At 51.2% G+C, this 19,136-nt stretch carries 19 protein-coding genes and 2 tRNA genes; 11 read left to right on the top strand and 10 right to left on the bottom strand.

What is annotated here, in order from left to right:
- Positions 1–46: 46 nt before the first annotated feature.
- From ACPGUT_RS02750 to ACPGUT_RS02740, 3 genes are all read right to left on the bottom strand, one after another.
- A tRNA-Gly gene (locus tag ACPGUT_RS02750) sits at positions 47–120 on the bottom strand.
- A 268-nt stretch (positions 121–388) separates the two neighbouring features.
- Entirely contained in the window at positions 389–2,449 is a 2,061-nt protein-coding gene (locus ACPGUT_RS02745) for an ASKHA domain-containing protein (protein WP_423988708.1), read from the bottom strand.
- Between the two features lie 105 nt (positions 2,450–2,554).
- Positions 2,555–3,535 (bottom strand): Hint domain-containing protein, encoded by a 981-nt coding sequence (locus tag ACPGUT_RS02740; RefSeq protein WP_423988707.1) that lies wholly within the window; start codon positions 3,533–3,535, stop codon positions 2,555–2,557.
- 313 nt (positions 3,536–3,848) lie between these two features.
- Between ACPGUT_RS02740 and ACPGUT_RS02735 the strand changes: the two genes are divergently transcribed.
- A tRNA-Leu gene (locus ACPGUT_RS02735) sits at positions 3,849–3,934 on the top strand.
- Positions 3,935–4,075: 141 nt separating this feature from the next.
- On the opposite strand, the gene ACPGUT_RS02730 is transcribed toward ACPGUT_RS02735, so the two are convergent.
- From ACPGUT_RS02730 to ACPGUT_RS02715, 4 genes are all read right to left on the bottom strand, one after another.
- Positions 4,076–4,663 carry an SGNH/GDSL hydrolase family protein gene (locus ACPGUT_RS02730; protein WP_423988706.1) on the bottom strand — a complete coding sequence of 196 codons (588 nt, stop codon included), beginning with the start codon at positions 4,661–4,663 and terminating at the stop codon, positions 4,076–4,078.
- A 359-nt stretch (positions 4,664–5,022) separates the two neighbouring features.
- Entirely contained in the window at positions 5,023–6,090 is a 1,068-nt protein-coding gene (locus tag ACPGUT_RS02725) for a methyltetrahydrofolate cobalamin methyltransferase (protein WP_423988705.1), read from the bottom strand.
- A 9-nt stretch (positions 6,091–6,099) separates the two neighbouring features.
- Positions 6,100–7,029, bottom strand: a complete 930-nt coding sequence (locus tag ACPGUT_RS02720; RefSeq protein ID WP_423988704.1) for a methylenetetrahydrofolate reductase — start codon at positions 7,027–7,029, stop codon at positions 6,100–6,102.
- A gap of 40 nt (positions 7,030–7,069) precedes the next feature.
- Complete coding sequence (locus ACPGUT_RS02715) at positions 7,070–7,372, bottom strand: virulence factor (protein WP_423988703.1); 303 nt, start codon at positions 7,370–7,372, stop codon at positions 7,070–7,072.
- A gap of 343 nt (positions 7,373–7,715) precedes the next feature.
- Between ACPGUT_RS02715 and ACPGUT_RS02710 the strand changes: the two genes are divergently transcribed.
- The 5 genes from ACPGUT_RS02710 (at position 7,716) to ACPGUT_RS02690 (ending at position 11,069) form a co-directional block, all read left to right on the top strand.
- Positions 7,716–8,411: an energy-coupling factor ABC transporter ATP-binding protein gene (locus tag ACPGUT_RS02710; RefSeq protein ID WP_423988702.1), complete on the top strand. Its 696-nt coding sequence runs from the start codon at positions 7,716–7,718 to the stop codon at positions 8,409–8,411.
- Complete coding sequence (locus tag ACPGUT_RS02705; protein ID WP_423988701.1) at positions 8,392–9,012, top strand: energy-coupling factor transporter transmembrane component T family protein; 621 nt, start codon at positions 8,392–8,394, stop codon at positions 9,010–9,012. The genes ACPGUT_RS02710 and ACPGUT_RS02705 overlap by 20 nt, the downstream gene beginning before the upstream one ends.
- A 74-nt stretch (positions 9,013–9,086) precedes the next feature.
- Complete coding sequence (locus tag ACPGUT_RS02700; RefSeq protein WP_423988700.1) at positions 9,087–9,629, top strand: biotin transporter BioY; 543 nt, start codon at positions 9,087–9,089, stop codon at positions 9,627–9,629.
- A gap of 247 nt (positions 9,630–9,876) precedes the next feature.
- A complete protein-coding gene (gene aroQ / locus ACPGUT_RS02695) occupies positions 9,877–10,320 on the top strand; it encodes a type II 3-dehydroquinate dehydratase (RefSeq protein WP_423988699.1) in 444 nt (147 codons plus the stop codon).
- Complete coding sequence (locus ACPGUT_RS02690) at positions 10,317–11,069, top strand: helix-turn-helix transcriptional regulator (protein WP_423988698.1); 753 nt, start codon at positions 10,317–10,319, stop codon at positions 11,067–11,069. Before aroQ ends, ACPGUT_RS02690 begins: the two co-directional genes overlap by 4 nt.
- A gap of 458 nt (positions 11,070–11,527) precedes the next feature.
- On the opposite strand, the gene tsf is transcribed toward ACPGUT_RS02690, so the two are convergent.
- Both tsf and rpsB read right to left on the bottom strand, forming a co-directional pair.
- Positions 11,528–12,403 carry a translation elongation factor Ts gene (gene tsf / locus ACPGUT_RS02685; RefSeq protein WP_423988697.1) on the bottom strand — a complete coding sequence of 292 codons (876 nt, stop codon included), beginning with the start codon at positions 12,401–12,403 and terminating at the stop codon, positions 11,528–11,530.
- 77 nt (positions 12,404–12,480) lie between these two features.
- Entirely contained in the window at positions 12,481–13,251 is a 771-nt protein-coding gene (rpsB, locus tag ACPGUT_RS02680) for a 30S ribosomal protein S2 (protein ID WP_423988696.1), read from the bottom strand.
- 278 nt (positions 13,252–13,529) lie between these two features.
- On the opposite strand from rpsB, the gene ACPGUT_RS02675 reads away from it, so the two are divergent.
- Genes ACPGUT_RS02675 through ACPGUT_RS02665 form a run of 3 tightly spaced genes read left to right on the top strand, consistent with a single transcriptional unit; the run spans position 13,530 to position 16,103 of the window.
- A complete protein-coding gene (locus ACPGUT_RS02675; protein ID WP_423988738.1) occupies positions 13,530–14,438 on the top strand; it encodes a PfkB family carbohydrate kinase in 909 nt (302 codons plus the stop codon).
- Positions 14,439–14,451: 13 nt separating this feature from the next.
- On the top strand, positions 14,452–15,384 hold the full coding sequence (locus ACPGUT_RS02670) for a pseudouridine-5'-phosphate glycosidase (RefSeq protein WP_423988695.1): 933 nt from the start codon (positions 14,452–14,454) through the stop codon (positions 15,382–15,384).
- A 29-nt stretch (positions 15,385–15,413) separates the two neighbouring features.
- Positions 15,414–16,103, top strand: a complete 690-nt coding sequence (locus tag ACPGUT_RS02665; protein ID WP_423988694.1) for a DUF502 domain-containing protein — start codon at positions 15,414–15,416, stop codon at positions 16,101–16,103.
- 29 nt (positions 16,104–16,132) lie between these two features.
- Here ACPGUT_RS02665 and ACPGUT_RS02660 read toward each other — a convergent pair whose 3' ends face one another.
- Positions 16,133–16,906, bottom strand: coding sequence for a 3-hydroxybutyrate dehydrogenase (locus ACPGUT_RS02660; RefSeq protein ID WP_423988693.1), 774 nt, complete (start codon positions 16,904–16,906; stop codon positions 16,133–16,135).
- A 275-nt stretch (positions 16,907–17,181) separates the two neighbouring features.
- Here ACPGUT_RS02660 and ACPGUT_RS02655 point away from each other — a divergent pair, with 275 nt between their 5' ends.
- Both ACPGUT_RS02655 and ACPGUT_RS02650 read left to right on the top strand, forming a co-directional pair.
- Positions 17,182–18,999 carry an extracellular solute-binding protein gene (locus tag ACPGUT_RS02655; protein WP_423988692.1) on the top strand — a complete coding sequence of 606 codons (1,818 nt, stop codon included), beginning with the start codon at positions 17,182–17,184 and terminating at the stop codon, positions 18,997–18,999.
- Entirely contained in the window at positions 18,999–19,112 is a 114-nt protein-coding gene (locus tag ACPGUT_RS02650; protein WP_423988691.1) for an entericidin EcnA/B family protein, read from the top strand. The genes ACPGUT_RS02655 and ACPGUT_RS02650 overlap by 1 nt, the downstream gene beginning before the upstream one ends.
- Positions 19,113–19,136 lie beyond the last annotated feature (24 nt).

The following is a 19,136-nucleotide window of genomic DNA, read 5'->3' as shown; positions in this document are numbered from 1 at the left end:
ATTGGTCAATGAAAGTAGGGTTTTTGCAGTCAAACATAAAGGGAAGTGGAGCGGGTGAAGGGAATCGAACCCTCGTATTCAGCTTGGGAAGCTGCTGCTCTACCATTGAGCTACACCCGCAACGTGGTCTGACTATCTTTGTAGGAAGATGCGGTCAAGAGGATACTAAATCAGCTTAGGCTCAATTAACGGGTCATTCCGCCAAGGGGAGACCCAGAATGTCATTCTGTCCTTGCGACTTTTGGTTTCTGCGATGTAGATCGGCTCTTTGTCACAATCCGGGCGGTTCGCTGACGTGAAACCTTATATCCGCGGCAATCCTCAGATCTGAATACAGCAGGCGATTATTCAGATCTGAGAAAGCTATCGTTACGACCAAGAGCGATGATTAACCCCGGCGACGTCTGCGACGTCCGCCTCCATCGCCACCGCCAGTGTTATAATTCACGTCCGGCAGTGTCACATGCGTACCAAGGATGGGGAACGGATCGGATGAATTCGGAATCGCGCTTGCATTTACGAAGTGGCTTTGGAAGCTTGGCTCAATAGCGGTTTCAATCTTTATGATATTGCGGACTATTTCCTCAATCTCGCCACGCGCAGCCACATTCAAAAGCGCGATGCGTGCGCCGGTGCCTGCGGCGTTGCCCGCGCTTGTGACCTTGTCGATCTCGCAATCCGGAATCATACCCAGAACCATCGCGTGTTTTGGGCTGATATGGGCGCCGAAAGCGCCGGCCAAAACAACACGATCAACCGTGTCGGTGCCGAATTTATCCATTAAAAGACGTGCGCCGGAATACAGCGCAGCCTTTGCCATCTGGATTGCACGGATGTCAGGGTTGGTGACCGTAATCAATGGGCCGCCATCTGCAGTGCCGTCCCAGATGGTATAGGAATTGGTGCGTCCGTCTGCAAAGCAGCGTGTGCTCCCGACCTGTTCAGCGGACCCGATGAGGCCTGAGGCATCCAGAATGCCTGCCATGCGCATTTCTGCGACCGCCTCAATAATACCAGATCCGCAGATACCGGTGATGCCAGAGGTTGCGACAGCCTCAGCAAACCCGGGTTCATCTGACCAGATTTCCGAGCCGATCACGCGAAAACGCGGTTCTTTGGTTTCAGAGTTAATCTCAACGCGTTCAATCGCGCCAGGGGCTGCACGTTGACCGGACGAAATCTGTGCGCCCTCAAAGGCGGGGCCAGTGGGGGAAGAACAGGCATAAACCTTTTCTTTATTGCCCAGTTGAATTTCCGCGTTGGTGCCCACATCCACGAGAAGAACAAGGTCTTCGGATTTGTCTGGTGCTTCCGACAATGTGACAGCGGCCGCGTCAGCACCGACGTGGCCCGCGATGGAAGGCAAGATATAGGCGCGCGCTGATGGGTGGATTGTAAGACCCAAGGTAGAGGCACGCACTGAGAGCGCTTCTGAGGTGCACAGGGCAAAGGGCGCCTGGCCCAACTCATAAGGATCGATTCCCAAGAAGAGATGGTGCATCACAGGGTTCATCACAAAGACCACATCCATGATCTGATCTGTGCCGATCTCGGCCTCAATCGCGATTTGGGTGAACAGGGCATTCATGCCTTCACGCACAGCGCGGGTCATTTCGGCGGCACCGCCTTCGTTCATCATGGAATAGCTGACGCGGCTCATCAGATCTTCGCCAAAGCGGATCTGCGGGTTCATAATGCCGGACGATGCGACGACTTCACCAGTTGTCAGATCACAAAGATGGGCGGCGATGGTGGTGGAACCAAGGTCAACAGCAAGGCCATAAAGCGGGGTTTCATGGTAGCCAGGCCAGACCTGAAGGATCGCAGGCTTTTGTGCGCCAGTACCTTCGGTGATACCTGTAGAAACAGCGCAGGTCACTTTCCAATCGCCTTTACGAAGGGTGGTTTGCAAGCTTTGAAGAACATGAAGGTCGGCATCAATGCCTTTGATATCAAAATGTTTTTCCAAAGCTTGCCGCAGACGTTCCAGATCGCCAGACGGCTCGTGCATGTCAGGTTGTTCGACCTCGACATAATAACGGCGTACTGCCGGATTAATCATAATGTCGCGGGCTTCGGCCCGTTTGCGCACGACCTGACGGTGCACCTGACTGCCTGCTGGCACATCGATGACAACGTCGGATTGAATGGTCGCCTGACATCCTAAGCGTCGGCCTTTGGTCAATCCGCGTTTATCGTCATAGCGTTGTTCAACTTTGTTCCATTCCGACAGAGCGGTTTCTGCAACCGTCACACCATGTTTTGGAAATTCACCAAAAGAGGGTTCAACCTGGCATTTTGAACATATCCCGCGTCCGCCGCAGACGGAATCAAGATCAACGCCCAACTGCCGGGCGGCAGTCAGTACCGGGGTTCCGGTGGGAAAGTGCCCGCGTTTGCCGGATGGGGTGAAAATCACGAGAGGGTCGGTGGAGTTCTCAGAAGTCATTGGCCTGCCTGTAAGTCGCGTCTTTGCGTCAGCATACAAGGCCTAGCGGGCTTAGACACCCTGCGCGCGGCATTATTCCTGTCGCAAACGGCGTTTGAAGCGGCTTTAGGCAGAATTTTTGCAGACGTATGAGGCCAGCAAGGATTTATCGTTGCGCAAGTGACGCTTTATCAATTGCTTTTGTTGACGGTTGCGCGGGATGGGGCGTGCGCTTGCTGGCATTTTGCCATCACTCAGTTCAGGAAAAAGATGGTAAATCTCGGAACGTGCCTCTTCGGGAACCGATTGCATGGCTTGAACCCCGGTGAAAAGGCTTTCGCTGGGGGTGCCTTCCGCCAGAATGACGCTGTGTTGATCAAAAAGAAGATGAATGTATTCAATCGCCTGCACAGTGGTATCAATGAATATTCCTGGAAGTTCAGTCAGCCGGATCGCCGCAATCAGCACATCATTTGTACCAAACATTCGTTTTGCGATCGGAGAACTGACCAGCATTCGGTGCTGGCGAGACACAAGCAGATCTCGCACAGGCAGACCGCCCCCCATGGCCCCCGCAGTGATACGGACAGGTCGCAATTGTGGGTGATCCCGCAGTTCCTGTCTGGACAGAAAACGATGACCAATCCATTTCAGTTCAAGGGCATCACCATTGGCCGAACGGATTAAATCGCCCGGCTTAAGCGTGGAAATGTCCTGGGGGCCAAACAAAGCTTCGATACGCGTACCAGCTGTAAAGCAAGGGATCTGGGGCAGGGTGGATGGATCAAGGCCGTTGGCGCCCTGATCCTTATTGGATGTTGAATACACAATCCCAGCGGCAGGGATCTGTGACATCGCAAAGATACGTAAGCCATTGTCCAGTTCAATCCGCCAGACCTCAATAACATCGCCATTGGTGCCGGTATAAGTTGCTGTCCATTCCACATAGCAGGCGTCCATAGAAACCAACGTACCAGATGCGTCAGTGACCGTTGCGATCTGATTGGAATCATTGGGCGTTTCGTTGGAAATTGTATCGCCATCGATCGTATTGTCATCATCATCGATACTGACATTCAACAACTGGGCCGGATCCGTATTTGACATGACAAAGGGATCATTGCCCCCGCCAGGCGGATCGCTGAATGCACTAATGGGAAACCCCAAAAAGGTTGCTATGACTGCCACTGCCTGACTGCCTTACGTGTTACTGCCTGTGTGTGTGGCGAATTCCGCCATCATTGTTAACGTAGGAATAACACAAAAGGAGCAGTTTTAGCCAGTATAAATCCTAAGTTGAGTTAATCTCAGATTTTCACAGCAACTAAAAAATATTCGACGGAATGTGGTTTGGTGTGAATTTCCAGATTGACCCCACATTCCAGTGAGGTTACATCGTGAGAGCTTGCTACAAAAGCAGGCCCGAGTGGCGGAATGGTAGACGCAGGGGATTCAAAATCCCCCGCTGGTAACAGCGTGTGGGTTCGAGTCCCACCTCGGGCACCAAAAAACGAATTTCTTCCAAAAACATAGTTGAATTTCGCATATCACCTAACAAGTCATCCAGTTTTTAGACCGGAAACTCTGTTCTAGTTCAGTTCGCCAACTCTATCTTCGGGTGTGGCTTGGTGGCAGTGACGCTAGGTCTTACTGATGTATCAATGCGGAGATACGAGCAGCTATTGCTGCGCTGCCCTTTGGGGAGGGGTGTATTCTTGCGGCCGAGTGATAGGTCAGGTCGCCATGGGGCACCAGATCCTGAAGCGATAGGAAAAATAACCGATTTGTTGTACGCGCCATGTGGGAAATACGTTGTTCCAGTTCGGAACCGGAACTTGCACAGTGTTCAATCATACTGCTGCGACCAGGGCTGCGGAGATATCCGGTATAGATGACCTTAGCATCAGTCGTCTGAAGCAAAAAATGTATCAGATCGGGAATTGCCCCCCAGTCATGATTCCGATCAATCAATCGTCTGATGTGTGCGTCACAGGCATTACATCCACAGCCAAACAACAGATCATTTCCCCCCCCATTCAATACAATCCAATCCCAATCACCATCAAGGAATTGAGATGGGATATTCCCCCGTATTCCAGCCAGAGGCCTGACCTGGGTAAAATAGGACGCACCATTTCGAGATTGATCTGCCACAAACCCATTGGTTTCCCGCGCAAGATAATCTGCGACGGATCTTCCCGTGCTTCTGTTCCAGGCTAACATTGAATCGCCCATGAATAACACGCGGGGAGGCTCGGCAGCTTGAATAGGCGTAGCTAGAATGATGTAAGTGCACGCAATCCAGAGCAGTGATAATTTCCCAAACTTAAGTATATACGAAACAACGCTGCGCGAAAAGTTGACATAATATTTCCCATATATCAAACCCTTACAAAACACCTACTGAACCCTTTCACCTGAAATTATCCGCTGTCTGAGAGAAGTTTACATATCTCTGCCTGCTGAATTACAAATCGCACATATGAAACACACAATCAAGGGTTGTGTTTCTTGATGGAAATGAAAGTAAAAGGTAAACAGAATAAAAAAGGCCCGCAGAAAATACGGGCCTTTTTATATTATTTCTTAACGGATCAGCCCCGACGACGGCGACGACCTCCGCGACCGCCTGCGTCCCCTGGAACGATGACTTTATTGGTGCGGATCCATTCTGCACCAGACGCATCATTGTCAGTCAGGAAGTTGGCGGCGCGGATGGCTTCCATTTCCTTACCAGCGCGCGGCAAGGTGGAACCGATACCGAACATCTGACAGAAAGCTTCGTCATCCATATCCGCAGGCAGAATAATGCCAGCGGCTTCAACAGCTGCTTTTTTCTCAGCCAATTTCTTTGGACCGACGGGCAGGGCGACTGGGTTCATGATCGCGGACGTCATGCCACAGGCCATCGCCATCGGCAGGAAGGCGTTGTTGATGCCGTGACGGTTTGGCAGGCCAAAGGAAATATTGGACGCACCACACGTGGTGTTCACGCCAAGCTCTTCACGCAGACGACGCACAAGTGAGAACACCTGCAGACCAGCTGTGCCCATCGCACCGATTGGCATCACAAGCGGGTCAACCACGATGTCATGGGCCGGGATGCCAAAATCAGCGGCGCGTTCAACGATTTTCTTTGCAACCGCGAAACGCACTTCTGGGTCTTCGGAAATACCCGTGTCATCGTTGGAAATCGCCACAACTGGCACGTTGTATTTCTTAACAAGCGGCAGAACCATCTCAAGGCGTTCTTCTTCACCGGTGACGGAATTCAGAAGCGGGCGACCTTCAGCCGCCGCAAGGCCACGTTCCAGCGCGCCTGGCACAGAGCTGTCAATACACAGCGGTGCATCCACAACGGATTGAACGATCTTAACCATTTCTTCCATCAGGGGCGGTTCAACAAAGTTGTTGTCCGCGTAACGGGGATCTTCGGCCATTTTGTTAGAAAAAACAGCGCCAGAGTTGATATCAAGGATGGTCGCACCAGCGGCAACCTGAGCGATCGCATCGGCTTCCACGCGGGAAAAATCGCCTTGCTCCAGCTCAGCCGCAAGAATTTTGCGGCCAGTTGGGTTGATGCGTTCGCCAATCACGCAGAAGGGTTCGTCAAAACCCAGAATGGCGGTTTTTGTTTTGCTTTCGACAACTGTACGGGTCATGATTTTCTCTTATTTTTGGTTAACGGGAACGCCAGAAGCGCCGCCATGTGTGATCGCCCAGTTGGCGTTGGTTTTGATGCCACCAAGAGGGAAGAAATGCACCTTCTCGATGTTGAAATCAGGGTTTGCAGCTTTGTGGGCAGCAAGATCTGTGATGAACTGATCAGGTTCAAACGGCAGCAACAATTTGGTGACGTCTTTCGCACGTTTCTGCAGCACTTTCAGAGAGGCGCCCACACCACATGCGATAGAAAATTTGATCAGCGTCTGCAGTTTCGCAGGGCCCGCCACACCGATGTGAACCGGGATATCGATGCCGGCTTCGACCAAGCTGTCAGCCCATTCAATCACAGGTCCGGCTTCAAAGCAGAACTGTGTCGCAAGCGCCATTTTCGCATCGGTGCGCTTGGAGAATTCTTGTTTCCAACCAAGGGCTTCCATCACGAGTTTCGTGCTGCCATCGCGATCAATATCTTTGTTGCCTTCGGGGTGACCCGCGACGTGCAAGCGCTTGAATCCAGCTTTGTCAAACAGGCCAGTTTCCAGCAATTGCATAGAGGAATGAAAATCACCATGTGGTTTATCAACGCCGCCCGCCAGTAGCAGGGCTTGGTTCACATTGGCTTCGCCTTGGTAACGCGCGATCCAGTCCGCCAACGTTGCTTCGTCTTTGATGATGCGCGCGGGGAAATGCGGCATCACATCATAGCCTTCAGCGTTCAGGCGGGCCGCAGTTTCAACCATTTCTTCAATGGGCGTGCCTTCGATATGGGCAACATATACGCGGGTGCCCTGTGGCAAAAGATCGCGAAAATCGTCCACTTTCGCGGCGGTGCGCGGCATCACTTCGATGGAATAGCCGTCAAGGAACGCTTCAACTTCCGGAGAAACGATCACCGGTTCTTCCGCGGCTTTCTTTTTGAATGGCAAAAGCGACATGATCGCCTCCTTTATCGTGTGTGTCAGGTGCATAGCAGCTTCAGCTCTCTGCGTGTCCGTCGTTTGCAATCAGGGCCTTCAGGCGTTCCTGGTCGTATTCCGCATCAAGGCGCGCGGCTTCGGATTTGGCGATCTCGTCCTGATCACCTTCCATGGGGTAGGGGTCTGCTTTACGGAAACCTGCAAGATAAGCATCTGCGTCTTTCGCATTCACTTTCATGGCAGCCCTGTCGATTGCCTGCTCAAAACGTTCAGGCAGTGCTGCCTTTGCGCCACGGCGGCCTTTCCCGACGATGACCTGCGCAGGCATGTCTCTCCAGTAAACGATAGTTACATCTGGCATTGCGATTCCTTCCCCTTATTCTTCGCTTTTAGTCCCTGTAACCGGACAAAATGGGTTTGTTTTCGACACACTCCGCCATAAGAGCGACTCCGCTCTCAGGCCAGACGTTACGGACATGCATGTTTTCTGGACCGAAATCGCCATTGGGAACAGTCAGAACGTCTTCATAATCTTTATGTGAAATCTGATGGGTTCCCTGTTTTCGCAATGATCCCGATAAAAACAGGGTGCAGTATTTCTGTATTCCCTGTTGTCCTAACGCTGTGGGCAGTATGAATACGGTGAATCAGGGCCGCTCAGGATCAAAAGTTTGACCGTTTTGCACGATACACAGGATATTCAGGTGACTTCGCTCCGGTTTTTCCGGGGCAAACGCTGCGTTCTGAATTTGCCTGAACTTAAAATCCAGGAACGCCGTGTCGGTGTTATTGGCCGCAATGGGTCAGGGAAGACTTCTTTTGTTAGAATTCTGGCGGGACTTTTAAAACCAGATGAAGGTGCCGTTAAAATCAACGGGTCAGACATGTTCCGGGATCGAAAAGCGGCCATTCGCGAAGTTGGTATTTTATTTCAGAACCCCGACCATCAAATCATTTTTCCAACAGTTGGGGAAGAGATCGCGTTTGGTCTGAAACAGCTTGGCCAATCCGGGGATAACCTTGTGGATAACTGCAGGATGATTTTGCGCCGGTTTGGAAAAGACGATTGGTATGATCGGCCAGTTCACGCCTTATCAGGCGGCCAGAGACACCTTGTCTGCCTGATGTCTGTACTTGCCATGACGCCGGGAACCATCCTTCTTGATGAACCTTTTGCCGGACTTGATATACCTACGACACGTGCCCTTAACAGGGCAATTGATGGGTTGGAAGAACAAGTCATTATGATCACTCATGACCCTGACAGACTGCAAAGCTTTGACCGGATCATCTGGATAGAGAACGGCGAAATTGAAACAGACGGTACACCGGAAGATGTATTGCCTTTGTATATGAAGGCCATGAACCTAGAGGGAAAAGATGCTTTCGCTGACCTCTGAAAACCGAACCTTTTATCATTCAATTCCGGCGGGATTGAAACTGCTGCTTCTCCTTGTGGCATCTGTATTATTGTTCATTTTTCCTGATGTTACGATACAGGTTGTGACCTTTGGAATGGCTGCGTTTCTTTTTATTATAGGTGGATTTTCATTCTTCCTTGAAGGTCTGAAACACCTGATACGCATCTGGCCCGTGGTCTTTTGTATTGGCCTGTGGCATCTCTTGAGCCAAGATTATGAAACAGGGGCAGCGCTTATTTTGAGATTAGGCACAGTCATTGCACTTGCCAATCTTGTAACCATGACAACACCGCTGACTGAAATGATTTCGGTCTTACACAGGCTCACATTTCCTATGCGACGCTTTGGTATCTCAACCAAGCCTGGCGAAATTGCCGTTGCAATGGTGATACGTTTTATACCGGTTCTTTCTGAGAAATCCGATGCGATCCGGGAAAGCTGGCGCGCCAGAAGTGCACGCAGGGCAGGGTGGCATATTGTGACTCCGATTGCACTTGTAGCGATTGATGATGCTGAACAGGTTTCAGAGGCTCTCCGGGCCCGTGGAGGACTATCTTCGCCACCTGATACTTGTGGATAACAATTCCTAAAAACCGATCTATACTGTGGATAACATCCACATCTCACCTCAAAACCATGACAGGAAACGCGACAATGGAAAGAAATGTAACCTATATAGCCTTGTTGGCAGCGCTCACGGCGGTGCTGGGACTGATCCCATCCATTCAACTGATCCCAGGAGTGCCGATTTCTCTGCAGCTTATGGGCGTAATGTTGTGTGGTATCATTCTTGGGTCGAAGCGTGGCGCTTTGGCTGTAATCCTATTCCTTGTTCTTGCTGCGATTGGACTTCCCATTCTGACAGGTGCACGTGGTGGGCTGGCGCCGTTTGCTGGGGCGACAGCAGGTTTTCTTTACGGCTATGTTCTGGCGGCATTTGTGACTGGGTTTATCTTTGAACGTTGGACCTCAAATCTTCTGACAGGCGCAATCGTTGCATCCTTGGTTGGTGGGGTTCTGGTTCTGTATCCCATTGGAATTGTTTGGCTTGCATCCTACTTGGACAAATCTGTGATCGACATGAGCAAGTCGATGCTGGTGTTCATTCCGGTAGATATCGTCAAGGCGGTGATTGTCGGCCTGATCACGGCGCAGATCGCGAACGCAAGACCAGGGGCATTACTGTCACGCTCGTAATTCCAGCAAAAAGTCAGGCAGGGCATCCTAGGGGTGGTCTGCCTGTTGTACAGTTTCCTGGATTTTATCTGAATGATTAGCGCTCATAATTGGTATTATGTAAATAAAATTCATAATAAACCTAACCAATTTGACAACACCGAGAAAAAAATGACGTATTTAATCAATTTATCACGCCGGTTCTTTGAAAAGCTCGACAAATCCACCTGTTACGAACTAAGGTTTAACTGAGGAATGAGGACACCACGTGAATATTTTGCTATTAAATGGACCGAATTTAAACCTGTTGGGAACCCGCCAGACTGATGTATATGGCGGCACGACGCTTGATGAAATCGAACAAAACGCCATTGAACACGCCAAGGCACTTGGGTTTGAACTGACATGTTTACAATCTAACCATGAAGGCGTTTTGATTGATGCGATCCACGACGCCAGAACCCATGCCAAAGGTATTATTTTGAACGCCGGCGCATTTACCCATACATCAGTCGCATTAATGGATGCAATTTCGTCTGTTAAACTACCCGTTGTCGAGGTGCATCTGTCTAACATTCACGCACGTGAAGCGTTCCGGCATAAAAGCTTTATCGCCCCCGTTGCCTTGGGACAGATCGCAGGCTTTGGCCCCAACAGTTATATCCTGGCAATTGATGCGCTTACATCTCACCTGAAAGCACCAGACCGATGATTGCCGAGCATCTTGAAAAACTGACGGCGTGTCAGTGCCTCGAAGATGTCTGGACACTGCACCTGAATAAAATGCTCGAATATGGTTTCGATCGCATTATGTATGGATATACCAGATACCGGAATGGTCGGTCGCTTGGCGATCAAGATGATTTGCTTTTGTTATCAAATCATTCCACGACCTATCTTGATGTCTTTTTTGGCGAAAAACTGTATTATAATGCGCCGATGGTGCGTTGGTCCCTTGAAAATGAGGGTGCATGTTCTTGGAGCTGGATGGCCGATCAGATCCAGTCCGGAGGTTTCACAGAAAGTGAAATGAAAGTCGTTGATTTCAATCGTCGGCTTGGCGTGACATCTGGCTATACGATCAGCTTTAAGTCTGTTTCTTACCGAGAACGAGGTGGAATTGCACTGACTGCGCCATCGGACATTTCGCAGGATGTTGTTGACGAGATCTGGGCAGAACATGGTCAGGATATTCTTGTGATGAACAATGTCGCGCATCTCAAGATCATAAATATGCCTTGGTTCGGTCAGCGACGCCCCCTTACCCAGCGTCAGCGCGAAGTGTTGGAATGGGTCGGCGAAGGAAAAACCATGCAGGACATCGCCTGCATTATGGGGCTAACTCCGGCGACTGTTGAAAAACATCTGCGACTGGCCCGTGGTGCGCTTGATGTGGAAACCACGGCGCAAGCGGTATTGAAAGCATCGGTTCAGAAACAGATGTTCCTTGTAGATGCTTGATGTAATTTGAATTTCTTTTGCCCGGTTGCACCTAAATTTTGAATTTGAATATCCTCCTATAGGAATAGTTAACCCAAGGTAAGGAATCCCATACTTATATTTTGCATCAAATAAGGGCATAGTTAAGGTGTTCCGTCGTGGTGGCAATTTAGCCTTGGAACTTACGAAACAGCAGTCCTTGCAATACCGAGGCTCCTGCTTTTTCCCGGGAAACCGGATCGCCGGTTGGTGTAGGATAGACTATATCAACCGGCACATCTGATGTCTTAATCCTCATCCCGAGACATGGATAGAACAGCGACCTTCCATCCCGGAGGGTCGCTTTTTCTGTTATACCAAACCAAATCATGTGATCGTCAGCGCTATTCTCAGAAGTTATGTCCCATGCAATAGTCCAGACATGAAAAGGCCGGACAGTCCCCTGCCCGGCCTTTTTAAGCTAACATCGCGCTGGGTGATTAACCCTGAGCTGCCTTAGCAACTTCTGCAGCGAAATCTTCTTCTTTTTTCTCGATGCCTTCGCCAACTTCCATGCGAACAAAAGCAGTGATTTCAACACCAGCTTCTTTCGCAGCAGCTTCAACAGTCAGATCTGGGTTCACAACGAACGCCTGGCCCAGAAGAGTAACTTCGGACATGAATTTCTTCATGCGGCCAACGATCATTTTCTCGATCACAGCTTCTGGCTTGCCAGATTCACGTGCGATGTCGATTTGAACCTGACGTTCTTTTTCAACAACAGATGCGTCCAGATCAGCTTCGGACAAAGATGCGGGGTTTGCAGCCGCAATGTGCATTGCCAGCTGTTTGCCAATACCGTTGTCAGCGCCTTTCAGGCCCACAAGAACACCGATTTTGCCCATGCCGTCGGTCACAGAGTTGTGGATGTATGAAACAACAGTTTCACCTTCAACAACAGCCATACGACGTAGAGACATGTTCTCGCCGATGGTTGCAACAGCGTCAGTGATCATGGCTTCAACAGGCTTGCCGTCAACTTCGGTCGCAGCCAGTGCTTCAACAGTGTCAACACCGGTTGCCGCAGCAGCGATCTTGCCAACCATGCCCTGGAAGTCAGCGTTTTTGCCAACAAAGTCAGTTTCGGAGTTCACTTCAACAGCAACGCCTTTGCCGCCTTCAACTGCAACGGCAACAAGGCCTTCAGCAGCGATACGACCGGATTTTTTAGCAGCCTTCGCAAGACCTTTGGTGCGAAGCCAATCAACTGCGGCCTCCATGTCACCATTGGTTTCAGTCAGGGCTTTTTTCGCGTCCATCATGCCAGCGCCGGTGGAATCGCGGAGTTCTTTAACCAATTTAGCGGTAATCGCCATGTCGGCTCTCCTTGAGAGTAGTCTGAATAGGAAAATCCGGGAAGACATACATCTTCCCGGTATCAGTTTTGTGAAGCTTAAGCTTCAGCAGGTGCTTCTTCAGCGATGGTTTCTTCCAAAGAAGCTTCCATTTCGCCAAGATCCATACCAGCTGCGCCCATCTGAGCGGTCATACCGTCCAGTGCCGCACGTGCCGCGAGATCGGTGTAAAGTGCAATTGCACGTGCCGCATCATCGTTGCCTGGGATAACGTAATCAACGCCAGCAGGGTTTGCGTTTGTATCAACGATACCAACAACAGGAATGCCCAGCTTTTTCGCTTCTGCGATTGCAAGGGATTCTTTGTTTACGTCGATGACGAACAGCAGATCAGGAACACCGCCCATGTCACGGATGCCGCCCAGAGATGCCTGAAGCTTCTGCTGGTCACGTTCCATGCCAAGACGTTCTTTCTTGGTCAGACCTTCTGCGCCTTCGGACAGTTTTTCGTCGATGGACTTCAGACGGTTGATAGAGTTGGAAACAGTTTTCCAGTTGGTGAGCGTGCCCCCCAACCAACGGTGGTTCATGTAGTACTGAGCGGATTTCTCAGCAGCGTCTGCGATTGCAGAAGCAGCCTGACGCTTAGTTCCAACGAACAGTACACGGCCGCCTTTAGCAACAGTTTCACGAACTGCATTCAGAGCTGCGTCCAGCATAGGAACAGTCTGTGTCAGATCGAAAATGTGGATGCCATTGCGTGAGCCATAGATGTACTCTTGCATACGTGGGTTCCAGCGCTGTGTCTGGTGACCAAAGTGTACACCAGCTTCTAGCAGCTGGCGAATTGTAAATTCTGGAATAGCCATATCGGTTTCCTTTTCCGGTTTACGCCTTGACGAAGCCAATCAGGGAGATGCTCTCCCAACCGGTGGACTTTCAGGGATGTCTCCCCCTCTGGCCCGGACTTCGTCTGTGAAGTGGGGCGGCTATACCTGCCTTCCCTGCCCCTTGCAAGGCCCGCAATCACGAAAAACATATGCAAACAGCAGTTTCTTGCCGGAAAACACCGATAAACACGAATTTCCCCGGCAATTCCTATGTCACCCCTTGCAAAGCAGGCCCGGCCCTGCGACCTATCACCGCTATGACAGCTTTGCAAAATAATGATCAGCCACGCGTTCTTTGTGTTGGCGCAATCCTCTGGGATGTGATCGGTCGAACCGACCGACATATGCGCGTGGGTTCTGATGTGCCGGGGCGTATCCTGCGTATCCCTGGCGGTGTTGCGATGAATATCGCTATGACATTCACCCGTTTTTCCCTGACGCCCGTTCTTTTAGGCGCAATCGGGCGTGATGAAGCGGGCGAAGAACTGATGCGGGCCGCTAGGTCCATGGGAATGGTTACACAACATCTGTACCGGTCCGAGGATCTGCCGACCGACGTTTATATGGCCATCGAGGGTGCAAACGGCCTGATCGCTGCTATTGCTGATGCACATTCACTTGAGGCCGCGGGTGCCAAAATTCTGCGCCCCATGGAAGATGGCACATTTGGTGCTGCGCATGCTCCTTTTGAAGGCACCATTGCACTTGATGGCAACCTGACACTGGCCCTGCTTGAAGAAATTGCGCACAGCCCCCTGTTTTCAAAGGCAGACCTGCGCATTGCCCCCGCATCCCCCGGCAAAGCTGAACGCCTGTTGCCCCTGATGAACCATCCTAGCGCGACCTTCTATGTAAACTTGGAAGAAGCAGGGCTTCTTCTGAAGAAGGATTTTGAAAACGCCTCTGACGCGGCCCGCGCCCTGACCGATCGGGGTGCCGCACGTGCTATGGTATCTGATGGTGGTCGCCCAGCCGGTTTCTCTGCCAATGGCAAAGTCATCTCACAAGCCCCACCAGAAGTCATGGTCACCCGCGTCACGGGGGCAGGTGATACATTCATGGCCGCCCATATTGCGGCTGAACTGCGTGGCGATGCGCCAGAAGATGCCCTTGCATCTGCGTTGAAAGCTGCCGCCAACTACGTTTCCGGGAACTCCCCGCAATAGAACCGAGAATAAAATGAACAACACCTCCCTGCCCCTTGTTTTTTCACAGGAAGTATCCGCCGCACTCACAACCGGTGCACCACTTGTGGCCTTGGAAAGCACCATTATCACCCATGGCATGCCCTGGCCGCAGAATGTTGAAACAGCCCGTCGAGTGGAAGCAACGATCCGTGAAAATGGCGCAGTCCCTGCGACCATCGCAATTATGAACGGTAAAATCCATATTGGCCTGTCAGACGCTGAACTGGAAGAACTGGGTCAGGCACAGGATGTTGCCAAACTTTCCCGTGCGGATCTGGCTGCGCGACTGGTCACCGGCGGGTACGGCGCAACAACTGTGGCCGCCACCATGATCTGCGCACATCTGGCCGGCATTTCTGTTTTCGCCACCGGCGGCATTGGCGGGGTTCATAAAGGTGCGGAAGAAACCTTTGATGTTTCCGCAGACCTAAGAGAGCTTTCCGAAACTCCGGTCACCGTGGTCGCTGCGGGTGCGAAGGCAATCCTTGATCTTCCTAAAACACTGGAAGTTCTTGAAACTTTGGGTGTTCCTGTTATCGCCCATGGTCAAGATGACTTCCCGGCGTTCTGGTCGCGGTCTTCCGGCATGAAGGCGCCCGTGCGTATGGATGATCCTTTAGACATTGCGCGCGCACAAAAGATGCGTACACAACTTGGCCTGCCCGGTGGACAACTCGTCGCGAACCCTATTCCGGAAACATCCGAAATCGCGGCTGAAACACTCGCCCCGGTTATTGCACAGGCAATTTCCGAGGCCGACAAGCAAGGTGTCGCGGCCAAATCTGTCACGCCTTTCCTACTGCAGCGTATCTTTGAACTGACCGAAGGCAAATCTCTTGCCGCGAATATCGATCTTGTTCTGAATAACGCGCGCCTTGCGGCTAAAATCGCAGCTGGGCTGGCAGAACCTCAAGACGCTTCCTAATTCATAATAATGACAAAACAGGCCACACAATGACTGATGACAATAAAGAAGACCGGCGCCACCGCCCTTCCCGTTTTGCCGGGCTGCGCGCCAGCTTTCTGACGGGTCTGGTCGTCATTGCCCCAATCTTCCTGACAGCCTGGCTGATCTGGAACCTTGTAGGCTGGATCGACAGCTGGGTTTTACCTTTTGTCCCAGCAGAACTGATGCCGGAACAGTATATCGGTATCAACCTGCGCGGCCTTGGTGTGATCATCTTTCTGATCTTCACCGCAATTGTCGGCTGGATGGCCAAAGGCCTATTTGGCCGGTCGTTGCTTGGCATGGGTGAACGTATTGTGGATCGTATGCCTGTGGTAAGATCGATCTATAATGGATTGAAACAAATAGCTGAAACCGTTTTCAGTCAGGCCGATAATACCTTCAAAAAAGCCTGCCTAATCGAATACCCCCGCAAGGGCCTCTGGGCGATCGCCTTTATCTCGACGTCTGCCAAAGGCGAGATTAAAAAGGACATTCCAGAAGATGACGACATTATGTCCGTCTTCCTACCAACAACCCCAAACCCAACTTCTGGTTTTCTGTTGTTTGTACCACGTAAAGACATCGTGGAACTGGAAATGACAGTAGAGGATGCTGCGAAACTGGTGATTTCAGCCGGTCTGGTTTACCCGAACAGTAAAGACCCGTCTCAACCTCCTGAAATTACCGGAAAATAAGGCGCGGGGCTTTTGCCCCGCTCTTTTGATTAAAGTGCTGTCCAGCCGCCATCGACAGAGATCGATGTTCCGGTGATTTGCGCGGCGGCATCAGAACACAGGAACACAGCAGTACCGCCCATTTGTTCTGTGGTGGCAAATTCGCCAGATGGCTGACGCTGCAGCATAACCTTAGAAATCACCTCTTCGCGGCTCATACCATGCACTTCCATCTGATCCGGGATCTGTTTTTCAACAATCGGCGTCAGAACATATCCAGGACAGATCGCATTACAGGTGATCCCCTGTCCGGCCGTTTCCAGGCCAATCGTTTTCGTCAGACCAATGACCCCATGTTTCGCAGCCACATAAGCCGATTTATAAGGTGATGCAGTCAAACCGTGAGCAGAAGCAATATTTACAATCCGCCCCCAGCCCTTTTCGCGCATCCCAGGCAATGCAGCCGCCGTTGTGTGAAAGGCAGAACTTAGATTGATCGCGATGATACTGTCCCAGCGTGCGGTTGGAAAATCTTCGACCGGGCTTACGAACTGAATACCTGCGTTGTTCACCAAGATATCACACCCGTCTGCCTGCTCAACTAATGCCCGACATTGGTCCCCATCAGACATATCCGCCTGAATATATGTGACATTGGATCCATATTTCTTGCTTAGCATCGCCGCCAGCGCATGATCAGAATCATCATTTGTGAAGGAATTCAGAACCACATCGGCACCCGCTTTTGCCAGTTCTTCCGCAACCCCCAGCCCAATTCCTGAATTGGATCCGGTTACAATCGCTCTTTTGCCTGTCAGTGTCATCTTTCCCCCATAAAATAAGCGTTTTCTTCGGCTACTATACAAAACACTGACGATGGGGAAAGCCTGTAATAAGGACAGATCAGCGCATAAAAAAACGCCCGCGCGAAGCGGGCGTAAAGTTATTGAGGCAGGTTTCATACAGGCAAGAAACCTATCGAGCAGTGAGTCTTTTATAAGCGATCTGCCGCCTTCGGCCAAGCTAAAAGTTTGAATTACCCACAGGTGCCGGTATATCCTGGGGATAACTATATATACGGGCAGAGGGAAAACACCGCATGACACCAGCATTTGCAGGCAATATCCGCCTAATCGCCGCAGCTTTTGGCATGGCAGCGATCGGCAGCATGGCTATGGCAGAACCGCAACATGGAATCGCAATGTATGGTGATCCTGCCCTGCCCGCTGATTTTACAGCTTTGCCCTATGCCAATCCGGATGCCCCAAACGGCGGCCGTATCATCACCGGCGAAGTTGGTGGCTTTGATTCTCTCAACCCCCATATACAAAAAGGAACAGTTCCTTGGCAGTTGCGCTTTCTTGCATATGAAAGCCTGATGGGCCGGAATTGGGATGAACCTTTCTCGCTTTACGGCGTTCTGGCTGAAACCATCGAAACCGCGCCGGATCGCAGCTGGGTTGAATTCACTCTGCGTCCCGAAGCGCGTTTTTCTGACGGCAGCGCTGTGACGGTTGAAGATGTGCTCTGGTCTTACGAAACCCTTGGCACCGAAGGCCACGGGCGATACCGCGGTCTCTGGACCAAAGTCGCAAGCGCCAAAGCGGTTTCTGACAATACAGTGCGCTTTACCTTTACTCAGCCCGAACCAGAACTGGCCCTGATCATCGGCATGCGTCCGATCCTGCAAAAGGCACAATGGGAAAATGTGGAATTCACCGAGAGCGGCCTTGATAATATCCCGCTGACCACCGCTCCTTATGTGATCTCAGATTTTGATGCCGGGCGTTCTGTGACCCTGACCCGCAATCCTGATTACTGGGGCAATGATCTTCCTTTCCGCCGTGGCACCAATAATCTTGATGAAATCAAACTGGAATTCTTCAGCGATGCATCCGTGATGTTCGAAGCGTTTAAGGCCGGTGAAATCAATACCTTCCGCGAAACCAATACGGAAAAATGGCGCACACAGTTTGATTTTCCTGCCGTGCAAAATGGCGACATGGTGCTGTCAGAGATCCCGCATCAACGCCCCACGGGCATTGTCGGTTACGTTATGAACACCCGCAAACCGCAGTTTTCCGACTGGCGTGTACGTGAGGCCATGATCACCCTGTTTAATTACCCGTTCATCAGTGAAACCCTTGTCGGTTCAGATGCACCGCGCGTGTCGTCTTATTTTTCAAACTCAGTTTTGGGGATGTCACAGGGGCCCGCAGAAGGCGAAGTTCTGGCCCTGCTTGAGCCCCATGCAGAAACACTTCTGCCTGGTGCGCTGGAAGGTTACACCTTGCCTGAGGGCAGCACATCTGAACGCAACAGACGTGATCTTCGCCGTGCGATTTCTTTGTTCGAAGACGCAGGCTGGACCGTTCAGGACGGTATTTTGAAAGATGAAAATGGCGAAGCGTTCACCTTTGAAATCCTGTTAAGTCAGGGCAGCAGCGAAGTTCAGTCTTCCATCGATATTTATGCAGAATCTCTGGCGCGTGTTGGTATCACCCCGACCATCACCGTCGTCGACAGCGCCCAATATAAAGAACGCACTGATAATTTCGATTTTGGCATGACCTATTATCGCCGTGGTCTGTCGCTGTCCCCGGGCAATGAGCAACTACAATATTGGGGGATCGAAGCGGCATCCACCGCAGGATCACGCAACTGGATGGGGGCCACCAATCCCGCAACAGAGGCCATGATCGACGCGCTTCTTAACGCAGAAACTCAGGACGGTTTCCGCGCAGCCACCCGCGCGCTGGATCGCACACTAACAACCGGACGCTATGTCATTCCGGTCTGGCACAATCCACAAAGCTATATTGCCCATGTAAAAGAACTGCGCTATCCGAATGCGCTGCCAATCTATGGTGACTGGCTTGGTTTTCAACCTGATGTATGGTGGTGGGAGGAAGAATAATGCTGCGTATTATATTGATTTCACTTACGCTTGCCCTGCCCGCATGTGGTACAGTTGAAGGCATCGGAAATGATGTCTCAGCCGGAGCACGAACGGTAAAAGGCTGGTTTTAGGTTCAAAGGGCGTCTGAACAGGCG

The organism is Halocynthiibacter sp., assembly GCF_049608145.1.
GTDB lineage: Bacteria > Pseudomonadota > Alphaproteobacteria > Rhodobacterales > Rhodobacteraceae > Halocynthiibacter.
The sequence above is the reverse complement of the archived record's forward strand: the minus strand, read 5'-3'. Positions and strand labels throughout refer to the sequence as shown.